This window comes from Rossellomorea sp. QJM3NY_18 (assembly GCF_056173145.1).
Map to the genome: position 1 here is coordinate 1,922,561 of NZ_CM149659.1, position 14,450 is coordinate 1,937,010.

Annotated in this window: 13 protein-coding genes; 8 read left to right on the forward strand and 5 right to left on the reverse strand. The window is 40.0% G+C overall.

Annotation, left to right across the window (positions count from 1 at the left end):
* Nucleotides 1-24 precede the first annotated feature (24 nt).
* Nucleotides 25-1,098, reverse strand: a complete 1,074-nt coding sequence (locus AC0VXY_RS09815; protein ID WP_475527637.1) for a hypothetical protein — start codon at nt 1,096-1,098, stop codon at nt 25-27.
* A 319-nt stretch (nt 1,099-1,417) separates the two neighbouring features.
* Here AC0VXY_RS09815 and AC0VXY_RS09820 point away from each other — a divergent pair, with 319 nt between their 5' ends.
* The gene (locus AC0VXY_RS09820) at nt 1,418-2,176 is read left to right on the forward strand and encodes a CsxC family protein (protein ID WP_435991175.1); all 759 of its coding nucleotides are present in this window, start codon (nt 1,418-1,420) and stop codon (nt 2,174-2,176) included.
* A 145-nt stretch (nt 2,177-2,321) separates the two neighbouring features.
* Here the strand turns inward: AC0VXY_RS09820 and AC0VXY_RS09825 are convergent, their stop codons facing one another.
* From AC0VXY_RS09825 to AC0VXY_RS09835, 3 genes are all read right to left on the reverse strand, one after another.
* Entirely contained in the window at nt 2,322-3,830 is a 1,509-nt protein-coding gene (locus tag AC0VXY_RS09825) for a hypothetical protein (RefSeq protein WP_475527638.1), read from the reverse strand.
* A 70-nt stretch (nt 3,831-3,900) separates the two neighbouring features.
* Nucleotides 3,901-4,656, reverse strand: a complete 756-nt coding sequence (locus AC0VXY_RS09830; RefSeq protein ID WP_435991171.1) for a CsxC family protein — start codon at nt 4,654-4,656, stop codon at nt 3,901-3,903.
* A gap of 198 nt (nt 4,657-4,854) precedes the next feature.
* A complete protein-coding gene (locus AC0VXY_RS09835) occupies nt 4,855-5,622 on the reverse strand; it encodes a CsxC family protein (RefSeq protein WP_475527639.1) in 768 nt (255 codons plus the stop codon).
* Between the two features lie 234 nt (nt 5,623-5,856).
* Here AC0VXY_RS09835 and AC0VXY_RS09840 point away from each other — a divergent pair, with 234 nt between their 5' ends.
* Both AC0VXY_RS09840 and AC0VXY_RS09845 read left to right on the forward strand, forming a co-directional pair.
* Complete coding sequence (locus AC0VXY_RS09840; protein WP_475527640.1) at nt 5,857-7,038, forward strand: ParM/StbA family protein; 1,182 nt, start codon at nt 5,857-5,859, stop codon at nt 7,036-7,038.
* Nucleotides 7,039-7,050: 12 nt separating this feature from the next.
* Nucleotides 7,051-7,437 carry a hypothetical protein gene (locus AC0VXY_RS09845; protein ID WP_475527641.1) on the forward strand — a complete coding sequence of 129 codons (387 nt, stop codon included), beginning with the start codon at nt 7,051-7,053 and terminating at the stop codon, nt 7,435-7,437.
* Nucleotides 7,438-7,482: 45 nt separating this feature from the next.
* Here AC0VXY_RS09845 and AC0VXY_RS09850 read toward each other — a convergent pair whose 3' ends face one another.
* Complete coding sequence (locus AC0VXY_RS09850; protein WP_475527642.1) at nt 7,483-8,055, reverse strand: CotY/CotZ family spore coat protein; 573 nt, start codon at nt 8,053-8,055, stop codon at nt 7,483-7,485.
* A 386-nt stretch (nt 8,056-8,441) separates the two neighbouring features.
* Between AC0VXY_RS09850 and miaB the strand changes: the two genes are divergently transcribed.
* From miaB to AC0VXY_RS09875, 5 genes are all read left to right on the forward strand, one after another.
* Nucleotides 8,442-10,007, forward strand: a complete 1,566-nt coding sequence (gene miaB / locus AC0VXY_RS09855) for a tRNA (N6-isopentenyl adenosine(37)-C2)-methylthiotransferase MiaB (protein WP_475527643.1) — start codon at nt 8,442-8,444, stop codon at nt 10,005-10,007.
* A gap of 1 nt (nt 10,008) precedes the next feature.
* On the forward strand, nt 10,009-10,440 hold the full coding sequence (locus AC0VXY_RS09860) for a YlbF/YmcA family competence regulator (protein WP_034759994.1): 432 nt from the start codon (nt 10,009-10,011) through the stop codon (nt 10,438-10,440).
* 260 nt (nt 10,441-10,700) lie between these two features.
* Nucleotides 10,701-11,237, forward strand: coding sequence for an outer spore coat protein CotE (locus AC0VXY_RS09865; protein WP_034759992.1), 537 nt, complete (start codon nt 10,701-10,703; stop codon nt 11,235-11,237).
* A gap of 236 nt (nt 11,238-11,473) precedes the next feature.
* The gene (locus AC0VXY_RS09870) at nt 11,474-13,642 is read left to right on the forward strand and encodes a DNA topoisomerase III (protein WP_475527644.1); all 2,169 of its coding nucleotides are present in this window, start codon (nt 11,474-11,476) and stop codon (nt 13,640-13,642) included.
* Nucleotides 13,643-13,742: 100 nt separating this feature from the next.
* A complete protein-coding gene (locus AC0VXY_RS09875) occupies nt 13,743-14,270 on the forward strand; it encodes an ankyrin repeat domain-containing protein (RefSeq protein ID WP_435991156.1) in 528 nt (175 codons plus the stop codon).
* Nucleotides 14,271-14,450 lie beyond the last annotated feature (180 nt).

A 14,450-nucleotide genomic window follows, 5' to 3' on the forward strand; every position in this document is an offset into this window, starting at 1 on the left:
GGAATCTACTGTGGCATCGTTTTTTCATTCCTTTTCATTCTCTATGAAATAATAATCCATCGGAGCAGGAAGCTTTTCTGCAGAAGGTTTTTGACGTGCGGTAATGATATGAGCCTGACTGCGTTTCTGGCTCTCTATCAGTCTTTTAAGCTCCAATAGACTGTGGGTCAAGGTGACATTATATTCCCGTATGGAGTCGACCTCTTCAAGAAAATCAACAAACTTTTGTTCCACTTGCTCAAATTTCCCCTCCAGTACCTCATTCTGTAGAGTAAAGTGAATGTCCTGCTCTTGTTCAACAGCTTCGATTCGTTCATCCTGCAGTTTGGTACGATGATCGATATCAGCAAATTGGGAGGAAAGCCACCATTCATTTTCTTCAAAGTGTTTTTGATATTGACTGATGAATGTTTTAATATACTCCATCTTTTGCTTTTCTGCTTGGATTAATTGCTCTTTTGCAAATTGCATTGAATCAAGGGTATGTTTCCTTTCTGACAAGGCCTTTTCCAACTCTTCGGTTTTAGCTATCAGGTTAAAGAATATTTCTTTCTTCGTATCTTCTGAATGAGTCAAAGCTGAGTTTAAATCTGAAATATGAAGTTTCTTTCCTTGCAGTTCACTGTTTAAGCTGTCTATTTTTCTTAGGTGCAGGATGTTTTCCTCTAAAAGGGATTGATTTTTACTGAAAAGATCTTGTTGGTCCTTCTCGATTTCCGTTATTTTTTGAGATAATTGTTTTTTTTCGAGCTTGATGGAAAGGAGTTCCTGTTGAAGGTCATTTTTGATCACTTGCGACTGCTGCAACAGCTCATCCTTGCCATGTAAGGCGTCATGAAGTGCCCTTACCTGACTTTCAAGCTTCTCTTTGCCTTCTTTAAACAGGTTTCGGTCTTTAATGAGTTCCCTCTCAACTGTTTCGTTCTCATCTATCCGGCGGTAAGCAAGCGTTAATTCCTCCTGCACTTTCTGAAGTTGTTCTTTATGGTACTCGTTTTCAGCATACAAATAACTGCTCTTCAAAGTTCGAATCGTTTTATTCAAGTTCTCGATCTCAGATTTTAAATAAAGGACCTCTTGATCGGAAATCGTGTACATCGGTGGTAATTTCGCATCCTCCCTTATGATAATCTCCTCCTAAAGACTTTTACTCTATTGTATGGATCCAATTGGCTAAACGTTACAAACACCCAAGCTATTTAGATTTAATAAAGCTTATTGTGTATGAGTTTTTATCACGTTTCATAGTTTACTAGAAGTAGTGCTAGAAATATGTTGAAGCCTACCGACAGTCGTCCACTCATTTCTTCAAAAAATTCATAGATTATAGTAAGTCAATAGAAAAGGAATCCTCACTGTTCGCTTCAACTATGCCCTTTTCCATTGATTAATTTATGACTATCAGGAGTGAATGGATATGAAAAAGAATACAGGCTGCGGATTTGGTCATCACGAATGCCCTCCACAACCATCAAGCGATAAAGCAAAATCAAGGAGCTTATTTACAGAAACATACGTACCAGATCTTGACTTAGAAGAAGTAACGGTCGTTCTTGGGGATGTATTTCTTCAATCTTTAACAGAAGCGGAAATTCATCTGCCAACCTATGCTAGTGCCATTAAAAACATCGAGAAAAACGTCTCGCTTACACAATGTAAAGCAATTCCTGTACCGGGGTTTCCGGATTACGTGAAATTATTTGTAGAAGGGATTGTCCATAAGAACATTCAATATGTAGAAGGTTCCTATGGAGTAGTAAAGGATTATAGTGTTGACATTCCTTTTAAAGCGTATGATCGAGTGAGACTTGCTACCCCTGTCAACAATCCGTTCGGAATAGACTTCAGCATTAAGAAGAATGTGTTGCAAAGAAGAGAACTTGCCAAGGACGGAATGGGAGCTAACCGCTGCGAATTTGGATCATTGACGTTTGAAATCAATAATGAACCGATCAATTGCAAACTTCTGGCTTCTGCTGTTAATCAGTGGGATATTACCGAAAACTTTGACAATTGGGGACGATTTAATAAAATTACAGAAAAAATGGACATTAATCTTCTAATTAAATTAACTCAGAAGAGACAACAAATGGCTGGAGACGGGGATACAGGTGGAGGAGAAGAGCAAGGTCCAGAAGTAGTCTTTAATCGTTTCAGAAATATCATCCAACAATAATGACTAAATGCAAATTTTTTACAAGTGATGGAGCATGCTTTCTTGAAAGGCGTTGTAAGAGATTACGAAGATAACTGTGAGAGGGTAGAGTGACGAGTTGAAAAGGGGTTCACCTTGAGGGTGGACCCCTTCCTCTTTATACATATTATTGAATCAGATCATCTGATTGGATGTGCACAAATTGTTCTTGTGTTAAATGAAGGCAAGCCTGTAAACAACCTTGAATCTTTAAAGTTGACTGGCCATTTTGTTTAAAGGGTTCATGGTGACTGATAAACGTGAAATCTTGTAGGAAATGTTCAATTGGTTCACAGAAGGAATGATGACATTCATGATGAGTGCTTGGTTCTTGGGTGCTTTCTGCCATGAATGTGTATTCTCTCTTCTCACTCATAGGGATATTAGGCGGAAGTATCCAACGAATGGGAATGATGCGATCCCATTGAATTGGGATTTTGATAGAACGGATAGAAGCTGTTTCCCCTGGATTTACATATTGAATCGAAGCAACAAGCGTCCCTTTTACAAACACAACTGCAGCAGGAATAGGAATATTAGTCTTAAGAGATTGGATGGACCAGTGTATGGAAAGTATATGTTCAATTGGAAACGGTAATTCAACGTCTTCAAAGATATCGACTTCAACCTGCAAAGTAGACAGTACAACGGGAATCTTTACAGTTAAAGAGCGAGAGTCGGGTACAGTGGTTTCAGTCCCACTTTCCAGGTGATGTTCTTCCGAAAATAGTTCATTTTCGAAACGCTCTTTTAATGCGGTCAGATTTGGGTGTTGGGGTTCGATCTCCTCGATATCCTCTTGATGTTCATATTTATCGTTCCCAATATCCTCTTGATGTTCAATGATGGTTTCCCGCTCTGTGGAAATCTTTTTGAGAACTGAGGTTAAGGCATCAATGCAATGAACGAACTCAGGCCGTTTACTTTTCATCGGACTCGATTCTTTTTCACAGTATATTGTTTCTAAGTAATCACTAAATGAAGGCAGATGATTTTCATTATGATCAAATTCATGGTTCGAATAGTTTATTTCTTCTTCAAGTGCAATAGGGGAAATATCGTCGGAAATGCCGTTTGGTTCGTGATGGTTTTCTTGTTCTTGATGAAGATTTCTTTGTTCCTCCAGCTCTTCCTCCAACATCATAAATATCTCTTCCCGGATGGACCCAGGTTTATTTCCCTCTTCAGAACCCTTTATAATAACCTCTTCTTCTACGGAGGGCTCGATTTCTATATTTTCATCTGAAGTCGAATGGCCGGTGTTGTTCCGGGTATCAGATAAATCCTTTTCGGTGTAATCGGACTTCAAGTCCCCGTATTCCTGTTCATCATCCTCATCTAGCGACCCATCGGTTTTGCACAGTTTATTTTCTTGGTTTACCGCCATATCCATCACCTTAGGTGGAGGGAAAAACGTCGGGTGGGAATGGATTTTTTCCTGAGAACCCTTTGGCAGGTCTGTATTTTTTATGGGACTTTTTTTATTCGTCATATGATCTTGTAAAGAAGGATCTTGTTTCTGAGTAAGGTTAAATAGAGAAAATGAAGGCGATTTCCGGCTGTTTTTCTCATGTTCTTTCATCTTATTCAGAAAATAGCTTTCTATATCATTATTGTGTTCTTCTCTCATAATCATGGTGATCGGTGCGCTTTAACATCACACCAAATCATTTCCCTCCTTTCTAAAAATGAATGAATAGTCATGATCAGTCGCACTCATCATTCGTAGTGGAGGTAACCCGTATTTGTTGGTTCTGTAGGACTTTTACACATATATCTATGACCATTTTCTCTTCGATTGTACGGAAGTAGCCTTCTCCAATGGGACCGGAATGAGGGAGGGGACACCGGTCGATGGCTTCATCCCACTCGATGATTTTACTTGAAACTAACTCACAGTAAGGGATTTCATTGTAAAATTGGTGGCTTTCCTGATGGAATTGAGATAAATCATGGGTTTGTAATTCATCTTTTTCCGGATACCCGGAAGGAAGCGGTTTTGAAATGAAGAAATCAAATTCCTGACGGTTATTCACTTCCGGCATGACCGGCATGGATAAGAAATGCTTAATGTCTGTCACACATTGAAAAGGTATATCCACTGTGTATGAGTGAAGATCTGACGCAATCGAAGAAAGGGACGTTTCTTCAATTTCTTTACAAGGGCTTGCATACTGGATGTTTTTTCGTACAAAACCTTTTACAAAAAGTTTATTAGAAGGAAGAAGAAGTCTGCACTGTGTTAATTTTATCGTTTTTTTAATATCTTTAATTTCCAAAACGGCTTCTGGAAAGGTGATCGTCGCATCTACATTTACCTGTAGTGTCAGTTCTGCCAATACGACAGGTACCTTGGTCACAATTTTTCCGATACTGACTTTTGGGTGGTGACAATGGCTTTTACAATCATGCATATTTGACGTTCCATGGCATTCGGACATTTTATGATGATTTTCAAACATAAGGGGCCTCCTAAAGCAAGATAATGCCATCTTATGATTAAGATTGATAGTTGTTTGGGCCTTTAGCCTATATGTATAGAGACTAATTATAGAAAGCCTGCCACAAATACTGATGAGAATGTTGTACAGAAAGAAAATGCACTCCCCCTACTGTTATAGATAACAGTAGGGGGAGTGCTGAAGATACTAGTTTACTGCTTATTCTGCAGTAAGACGAATTTGCTGTTTTTGTAATACTTTAATAGTAAAGTTGAGGGACATTTTTTCTAGCATATTGTAGAAATATCCTTCACCCACAGGACCTTCGGATACACGGTCTGTAGATTCATCCCACTCCAGGATGCTGCTTGAAAGCAGTTCACAATAAGGAAGCTGATTATAGTATTGATTGCTGTATTGATGAAACTGGGAAATATCATTGGATAAATATTGATCCTTTTCTGGATAGCCTGTCCCTAAATTTTGGGCTCTAAAGAAATCAAATTCCTGACGGTTATTCGTTCTTGGGAGTTGGACCGGAGATTCCAGGGTAATCGTAGTCATGCATTTGAAAGGGACACGGACCGTTAAAGATTTAATGTCAGAAGATATACAGGATCCGTCGAATCCAGATCCTCCACTAGGTGTTGCATATTGAATGTTTTTGCGCACATACCCTGATAATAGTAGAGGAAATTGTGCACCATCTTCACTGAAGTCGCCATCGCTTGTTGGAATCGTCATTAAACGGCATTGTACAATTTCGACTTTCTTTTTTACATCTTTGATTTCCATTACAGGCTCTGGAAATTTAATGTGTGCTTCAAGGTTACTTGATACACGATATACTCCTAAATCTACTGGAACATGGACAATTCTTTCACCTGCCGGGGTTAGAATGGGACCTACTGTTGTGTTGTCGCAGTGATCGAGTGAAGCAGACTTATCTACGTTCACACAATTTTTACTCTTATTATAATCACTCATATTTTTTCCTCCTATTTAATAAACAATATTTAAACTACACTTTATAATATGCGGATAGAATCTATTAAGAGTGGATATATGAATCAGTATAAGAGTGGAAATTTACTAGGGAAAATCATTTTAGTAGAAACAACCCTTTTCCATTTTCCGTTACTGCCCTGAAAAATTTATGACTGGGTACGTGCACAGATGTTTTCTCTCCCGGCATAAGCTTTAGGGAAGGAGGAGGATGGAATGGATAGGCATAATTATGCAGCTGTGGACTTGGGAAACAGCTTTTATAAAGCCATTGTATCAACTCAAGGTGAAGTGAGAGAGTATTCCATGCCGAATGCAATTGCGTTATTTGATGAAGAATTTTATGAGAAACCTTACGACGACGAGGATGTTTTACTACAAGACAATTTGATTGTGGAAGTGAACAGTTCAGCGCTTCATGAAAAAAGGGATCCATATTATATCGGTAAAGCAGCAGCCAGACAGCGAAATGTGAGTTTAACGTCCTTTAATAATCAGAAGGTAGATGAAGACCGTACTTACACCCTTTTATTTGGCATGTTGGCCAATCATGCCGTAAAGAACAGCCGATCTGAGACAGATTTATCTTTTGAGATCGATCAATTGGCGGTCTCTCTGCCGACCACTCAGTATAAAGAGCGGAAAGATACGTTGAAAAGCCGTCTCATCGGGACCCATACAGTTTATCTGCACAAGGTTCCTGGAATGGCTTCCCCTAAAGAAATCATTGTAAGACTTCATATTAAAGATGTCATTATTGGGGCTGAAGGAGCCTGTGCCTACCTGGCATTGACACGGGATGAAGAGACATTGGGAGTGAAAGATGAAGCTCTTTTACAGGACTCTGCAAAAGGAATCCTAATCGGTGACCTGGGTGGAGATTCAGTGGATTTTGTAGGAATCAAAAACAATAAGCCAGTGGCTTCCATCGAGGGCGAGCCTTTCGGGATCAATCAGTTTTTAGATCATATCATTCAGAAAGTCAGTAAGTATGAGCTATACAAGTTCGATTCAAGATCTGAACTAGAGGAGAAGCTGGTGGCAGGTCAATCCGAGTGGTATGTAGAACCATTCGCCGGGGTGAAAAAGGATATAAGTAAATATATCATTCCGCAGTTGAAATCATTGGCCATTAAATACCTGGAACATTTCGACCGGGTAAGGAACAGCTCAAATGAAATTAAGGGTGCGGTCAAATACATTGCAGTTGGCGGTGCCGCAAAAATAGCCGAATCCCATATCAGAGAAGCGGCCGTGAAATGGGCAGAAAGAGGACGCCCCATTGAATTATTTTTTCCGCAAAATATGGAAAGATTAAATGTATCAGGTTTGATGATCCTTGCAAAGTTGAATCAATTGAAAAATAATCCTGTGCATATGGAATATACAAAAAGCTAAAGGGTGATGAGTATGTCTAAAAAATATGCAGATTACTTTCAGGATACGATTCTAACGATCCACGATAGCTTCGTGAATGTTAAAACCGGGGAAACGAAAGCCATCACTTCTAAGATTGTAGAGCAAGTCGCCTATCATGCGAAAAATAATACATTGAATCATCTTGTTTTTTCTGCACTGCATGATTACCTGCATCACCCTAAACCTGTTCAAGTGAATAGACAATCCGAACATGTCATTTTAGAAGAACTAGTGGAATTAAAGAGATTGCTGCTTCAACATGGAAATGATTCCTCCAAGATCTTGAACGAATACACCATCAAGAGTCCACAAGAGCAAAATCAAGCTTCTGTTGGAATGAAAGAAATTGACGATTTACTTGAAGCTTTTGGAGGATGAAAAAGGTGAACGATTCTCGTTCACCTTTTTTCATTCGGGATGTATTTATAAATGAACGGCAGGCAGGCAGGTAATAGCACAGAAACAAGACAAGTCAACAGTTATACAAATTCCGGTTCCCATCAATTCATCCACACTTTTATGTTCGATCTGTTTACAAGGTGAAGAGAGGGCGCATTTACTATCATGATGATGGGAATCGCCCTTATGGTGGTCGGATTTAAAGGTTAATAATTCAAGGGTCGCACATCTATGATCAAGGTCAATTAACTTAAAGACGTAGGTCTCGATGCACTTGAAGGTTTTTTTCTTTTTTGAGTGACAATGATAGGTAGTGACACCAGTGCCCTTAAATGGCTCGCATCCACAATATAAAATAAAAGGGATGGTATTCTTTTTGTGTTTCTTTTTTTCACAGAGTAAATCCTCTATGGACTTTTTACATGAAGTCTCACAACCATGGTCTTTTTTTGCTTTTTTCTGAGCTTCAAGGATTGCTTCTAAAACGTCTTCGACACAATGATCATAATGCCTGGAACGAGAGTCATGGCATTTGTGCTTTTGGTAATCTTCATGGAAATAGGTGTCCTGAGCATTTGATTTCTGACTATAACTCATTATTTAACACTCCTTTACAATTTACTACTAATTATCATACGTTCATAAGGGAGTATTCGATTGAGCCTCTAGCCTAAAATGATAAAAATAGATTTAAGGGACATAATTGCTAGTTGGTCAGTGTTTAAGGATTGTGTCGATAGAGGAATGTGTCTCCCGGTGTGGCCGAAAGGAGGATACATATGTGATGACACGATCATAGTACAGTAGATTTACTAGCTAAAATAGGAATGAAACATTTTTCAACACTTAAGCGACTCTATTGTATGTAGGGTTGAAAACCTTTATACTATAGTAATGTGCAACAATGTATATCCTGTTAATTAAGACCGGCTTTATATATAGAAGAAAACGGTTTGGTTATAGAGGTAGAAAGGGGATTATTCATGAACGAAGAACAGCGAAAACATGGACAACAATCGAACTCTGGATCTCCAGCGGACCAAAAATCCGAAAAGGATTTCAGCAAGTACTTTGAAAGTGTCTATATCCCGCCGTCGTTAAAAGATGCCAAGAAGCGTGGGAAAGAAGAAATCCAATACCATAATGACTTTACAATTGATGATCAATATAGAGGACTCGGGGAAGGAAAGAAATTCTATATCCGTACCTATGGCTGTCAAATGAATGAGCATGATACAGAAGTGATGGCAGGGATCTTCATGGCACTAGGCTTTGAAGCGACGAATTCGACAGATGATGCGGATGTCATCCTATTGAATACATGTGCGATCCGTGAAAATGCTGAGAATAAGGTGTTCGGAGAATTAGGGCATCTAAAACATTTAAAAAGGGAAAAGCCTGATCTATTAATTGGAGTATGCGGATGTATGTCCCAGGAAGAATCGGTTGTCAACAAAATCCTGAAAACCTATCAACAGGTGGACATGATCTTTGGTACGCATAATATTCATCGTCTTCCTCAAATATTATCTGATGCTTATATGTCCAAGGCGATGGTCGTTGAGGTGTGGTCGAAAGAAGGGGACGTCATTGAGAACCTTCCGAAGGTCCGCCGAGGCAATATCAAGGCATGGGTCAATATCATGTACGGATGTGACAAGTTCTGTACATACTGTATCGTGCCGTATACGCGGGGGAAAGAAAGAAGCCGCCGTCCTGAAGAAATCATTCAGGAAGTCCGCCATCTGGCCGCACAGGGATATCAGGAAATCACTCTCCTTGGTCAAAACGTCAACGCATACGGTAAGGATATTGAAGAACTTCAGTATGGGTTGGGAGACTTAATGGATGATCTTCGTAAGGTGGATATTCCACGTATCCGGTTCACAACCAGTCATCCAAGGGATTTTGATGATCATTTAATAGAAGTGCTTGCCAAGAAAGGAAATCTGGTCGAGCACATTCATTTACCTGTTCAATCAGGTTCGACAGATGTTCTGAAAATCATGGCACGTAAGTATACCAGGGAACAATTCCTGGAATTAGTGGGTAAAATTAAAAAAGCCATGCCGGACGTGGCGCTTACGACAGATATTATCGTTGGTTACCCAAATGAAACCAATGAACAATTTGAAGAAACCCTTTCTTTATATAAGGAAGTTGGCTTTGAATCGGCATACACTTACATCTACTCTCCACGGGAAGGTACCCCTGCAGCGAAGATGAATGACAACGTGCCGATGGAAGTGAAGAAAGAACGTCTTCAACGGTTGAATGCAGTTGTGAAAGAAAATTCTGCAGAAGCGATGAAGAAATATACGGGTCAAATCGTTGAGGTGCTTGTGGATGGGGAGAGTAAGAAGAATCCGGACATTCTGGCAGGTTACACAAGACGCAGTAAGCTCGTAAACTTCAAGGCTCCTAAAACAGCCATTGGGAAAATAGTGAAAGTAAAGATCACAGATGCCAAGTCCTGGTCATTGGATGGGGAAATGGTAGGAGAAGGCCAAATCGGAACAGAATTCCAGGAAGCGGTAGAGGTGAAATAATATGGCAAAGTATACAAAAGACGATATTATGAAGCGTGCAGAGGAACTTGCAACAATGATTGCTGAAACGGAAGAAGTGGATTTCTTTAAGCGGGCGGAAGCACAGATCCACGAAAATCAAAAAGTCCGTGAAATGATCGCAAGTATCAAGAGTTTACAAAAACAAGCCGTTAACTTCCAACACTATGGGAAGATTGAAGCCCTGAAAATGGTAGAGGCGAAAATTGAAAACCTTGAAAAGGAAATCGATGAGATTCCGGTTGTTCAACAATTTAAGGAATCTCAAACGGATGTGAATGATTTATTGCAAATCGTTGCTTCGGTAATTTCAAATAATGTGACAGATCATATCATCGAGACGACCGGGGGAGACTTACTCCGCGGGGAAACAGGGTCACACGTGAAAAACTCAGCGCCAGGCAGCTGTTCCTGAGGCTGGGAATATGTCATAGGCTTCACGAATAATTCAGTTCATAACGATCTATACAGAAAGGGATATCCCTTTCCTGTATAGATCGTTTTTTTGTTTGTTTTTTCACCGTTACCGTGCAATGCATTCCGGAACATTCAATTGGGATTCGCATACAATACATTATCTAAGCAACAATCCCATTATGTAATAAAAATTTACTCGCACAAACACCTAGATAGTCGCATAAGATGAATTGAAAATGAATGAGGAGGTTCGCTCGAATGGCAGAATATAGAGAGATTATCACTAAAGCGGTCGTAGCGAAGGGACGTAAATTCACACAGTCTCATCATACGATTTGCCCACCGCATAATCCATCGAGCATTTTAGGCTGCTGGATCATTAACCATCAGTATGAAGCACACAAAGTCGGCAAGAAGGTCGAAGTTCACGGTTTTTACGAAATCAACGTATGGTACTCCCACAGTGACAACACGAAGACATCCGTTGTAACCGAGAGAGTAGAATATACAGATTGCATTAAATTAAAATACCGTGATCCCGACTGCTTAGATGACATTGAAGTATGTGCCAGAGTACTGCAACAGCCAAATTGCTGCGAAGCGGTCATTTCACCGAACGGTAACAAGATCATCGTTCACGTCGAACGTGAATTCCTGGTGGAAGTTATCGGAGAAACGAAAGTATGTGTCCTAGTGAATCCTGAAGGTTGTGACGATGAGGACTGGGATTGCGACTTGGATGATGAAGAATTTGAAGAGTTAGATCCAGACTTCTTAGAAGGCGACGAAGAATAATATTTACTAGGAAGACGGCCTCTTCCTAGTTTTTTTTTACGATTGACAGGCGAGGGGCATGGAGATAGAAACAGCGGGCATCTGTCCAGATGCTCTTTTTTTATGTGTTGAACCAATCACTAAGACCCGGTGATTGGTTTTTTCCTTAGCGTGAATCAACATACTCCACCCCTTTTATTGTATGTTAAAATAGAAGGGAAATAAAACATACATTCGGTAATGAAAGGATTTTTTACATGAAAAAAATTTTGGTCCTGGCAGAAAAACCTTCTGTCGGTAGAGATATTGCCCGAGTACTTCAGTGTACGAAAGATGGAAATGGATATTTGGAGGGAAACGATTATGTCGTCACATGGGCACTTGGACATCTGGTGACACTGGCCGAGCCTGAAAGCTATGATGGACGGTATAAATCATGGAAGCTTGAAGATCTCCCAATGCTCCCATCCTCCCTTAATCTTGTTGTGATCAAGAAAACGGGAAAACAATTCAGCACGGTCAAAACGCAAATGAACCGCCCTGATGTAAAAGAGATCGTCATTGCCACCGATGCTGGTCGTGAAGGAGAGCTTGTCGCCCGTTGGATCATCGAAAAAGCCCGGGTGAATAAGCCATTAAAGCGGTTATGGATTTCATCTGTCACCGACAAAGCCATCAAGGATGGATTCAATAGACTCAAAGACGCGAAAAGCTACGAAAATTTATATGCTGCTGCCGAGGCACGGTCCGCTGCTGATTGGTATGTTGGAATGAATGCAACAAGAGCGCTGACCACCAAGCACAATGCCCAATTGTCTTGCGGACGTGTACAAACACCGACGATAAGTATCATTGCCCAGCGTGAAGAAGAAATAAAGAATTTCACCCCACAATCCTTTTACGGTATACAAGCTGTCACGGATAAAGGGACCTTTGTGTGGTCCAACAGGAAAACCAATGATACGAGAACGTTTAACAAAGAAGAAATCACTTCAATCATGGAGTCATTAAAAGACAGGAAGGAAATCGTCATTCAGTCAGTGAAGAAAACATTGAAGAAAAATGTCGCACCTCCCCTTTATGATTTGACTGAATTACAAAGAGATGCCCATAAAATCTTTGGATTTTCTGCTAAAGAAACGCTTTCTATCATGCAGAAATTGTATGAGCAGCATAAATTAGTGACGTACCCGAGAACAGATAGTAAACATTTATCAAGTGATATGGTTTCAACCCTTAAGGACAGATTGAAAGCGGTGAACGTTCAACCTTACCGAAAGTTGGCCCACGGGGCGTTACAGGGCTCAATGCAATTGTCAAAAGCATATGTAGATGATCAAAAGGTGACAGATCATCATGCGATTATCCCGACGGAGGAAACGCCTTTTCTTCAGAAGCTGCAGGACAGGGAAAGAAAAATATATGATTTGATTGTCAAGCGTTTCTTAGCCGTATTCCTTCCTCCCTTTCAGTACGAACAAACGACTGTAGAAGCCACAATCGGGTCAGAAACGTTTCAAACAAAAGGGAAGCGGATTGTAGAGTCAGGATGGAAAGAACTCTATGATCACAACACTGAAGCAGACCAACTTCTTTCCAGAATGGAAGAAGGGGCTGCCTATCCGGTCCTCTCAATGAAAGAAACAGAGGGACAAACTAATCCTCCAGGAAGATTTAATGAGGGAACATTGTTATCTGCCATGGAGAACCCTAAGAAGTTCATGAAAGAAAGCAATAAAGACCTGCTCGCTACAATTTCTGAGGCAGGCGGGCTTGGGACTGTCGCAACAAGGGCAGATATTATTGAAAAGCTCTTCAATTCAGGGGTAATAGAGTCAAAGGGAAAAGATATTCATATAACTTCAAAAGGGAAGCAACTTTTGGAACTTGCTCCTCTTGATCTCAGGTCACCTACTTTGACAGCGGTATGGGAGCAAAAGCTTGAAAAAATCGCCAATGGATCCCTGAAGAAGCAGGAATTTCTGAAAGAAATCAAGGATTATACGAAGAAGTCCGTCAGTGAAATCAAAAATTCAACTAAAAAATTCACCCATGATAACCTGACAGGAACAAAATGCCCGGACTGTGGGAATTTAATGTTAGAGATTAAAAATAAGCATGGAAAGAAACTGGTATGCCAAGACAGGGAATGTGGTCACCGGAAAAATATCAGCAAGAAAACGAATGCCCGGTGTCCGAATTGCCATAAACGCCTGGACTTAAGAGGAGAAGGGGAAGGGCAGACATTCACCTGTGTATGTGGACATAGAGAAAAATTATCGACATTCAATGATAGAAGAAAAAAAGAAAAGAATAGTAAAGCGACAAAAAGGGATGTCAATAAATATCTAAATACACAACAGAAGGAAGAGCCTGTCAATACAGCATTAGCTGATGCCTTGGCTAAATTAAAATTGGATCAGTAGCCGTTCCTGGGGATGAGTGCCTATTTTGGCAATCATCCCTATCTTTTATCAAAATAAATTGGTAGAATATTTGTAATTATGAAAAAATGAGGTGAAGTCAATGACATCCTTTACAATTGAAGAGTTTTTTGAGGCAATCGAAACGGGAGATAAAGCGGTAGTGGAACAAACGTTAAGAAATGATACGAATCTTTGTAATGCAGAAAATGAACAAGGCTTAACCGCACTCGGGGTGGCATCGCATTTTGATCAAAAGGAAATTGTGGAGCTTCTTCTGAATTTTGGTGCGGATATCAATTCCGTTTCCAATTCAAAGGTATCCTACATTCCATCCAACACAGCATTACATGCAGGAATTGCCGGGAAAGCGTCAAAGGAGTTAGTGGAGTTCCTGCTGAATCAGGGAGCGAATGTAAATCAGAGCGATTCATCCGGCCATACACCTTTACATATTGCTGCTTTTGATGGAAGCGCAGAGATCGTTTCTTTGCTGCTGGCTTATGGAGACGGGCGAGCCATCCAACCAGAAGATACCAAAGATACCCAATCCCCTTTGGAGATCGCTACTGAAAGAAATAATAAAGATTTCTTGAAAGCTCACGAGAAATTTACTAAATCTAAAATATAATCTCCGATGAGGCGCATTCCCAAATGGGGATGCGTCTTTCATTATATTAAAAAAATTTTTTAAGAATTGTACGCGGTTTCATTGTTGTTTAGATAGGCTTTATTTGAAACCATTGATGTTTATTTATTCTGAAAAAATAATGTTTTTAGAAAATTCTGTTGTTTTTTGTCGTTCTTCGTA

Coding starts and splice junctions, on each gene's coding strand:
- AC0VXY_RS09825 (WP_475527638.1), bottom strand. CDS start 3,830: ATGATTATGAGAGAAGAACACAATAATGATATAGAAAGCTATTTTCTG.
- AC0VXY_RS09830 (WP_435991171.1), bottom strand. CDS start 4,656: ATGTTTGAAAATCATCATAAAATGTCCGAATGCCATGGAACGTCAAAT.
- AC0VXY_RS09845 (WP_475527641.1), top strand. CDS start 7,051: ATGTCTAAAAAATATGCAGATTACTTTCAGGATACGATTCTAACGATC.
- AC0VXY_RS09860 (WP_034759994.1), top strand. CDS start 10,009: ATGGCAAAGTATACAAAAGACGATATTATGAAGCGTGCAGAGGAACTT.
- AC0VXY_RS09850 (WP_475527642.1), bottom strand. CDS start 8,055: ATGAGTTATAGTCAGAAATCAAATGCTCAGGACACCTATTTCCATGAA.
- AC0VXY_RS09865 (WP_034759992.1), top strand. CDS start 10,701: ATGGCAGAATATAGAGAGATTATCACTAAAGCGGTCGTAGCGAAGGGA.
- AC0VXY_RS09875 (WP_435991156.1), top strand. CDS start 13,743: ATGACATCCTTTACAATTGAAGAGTTTTTTGAGGCAATCGAAACGGGA.
- AC0VXY_RS09820 (WP_435991175.1), top strand. CDS start 1,418: ATGAAAAAGAATACAGGCTGCGGATTTGGTCATCACGAATGCCCTCCA.
- miaB (WP_475527643.1), top strand. CDS start 8,442: ATGAACGAAGAACAGCGAAAACATGGACAACAATCGAACTCTGGATCT.
- AC0VXY_RS09815 (WP_475527637.1), bottom strand. CDS start 1,098: ATGTACACGATTTCCGATCAAGAGGTCCTTTATTTAAAATCTGAGATC.
- AC0VXY_RS09835 (WP_475527639.1), bottom strand. CDS start 5,622: ATGAGTGATTATAATAAGAGTAAAAATTGTGTGAACGTAGATAAGTCT.
- AC0VXY_RS09870 (WP_475527644.1), top strand. CDS start 11,474: ATGAAAAAAATTTTGGTCCTGGCAGAAAAACCTTCTGTCGGTAGAGAT.
- AC0VXY_RS09840 (WP_475527640.1), top strand. CDS start 5,857: ATGGATAGGCATAATTATGCAGCTGTGGACTTGGGAAACAGCTTTTAT.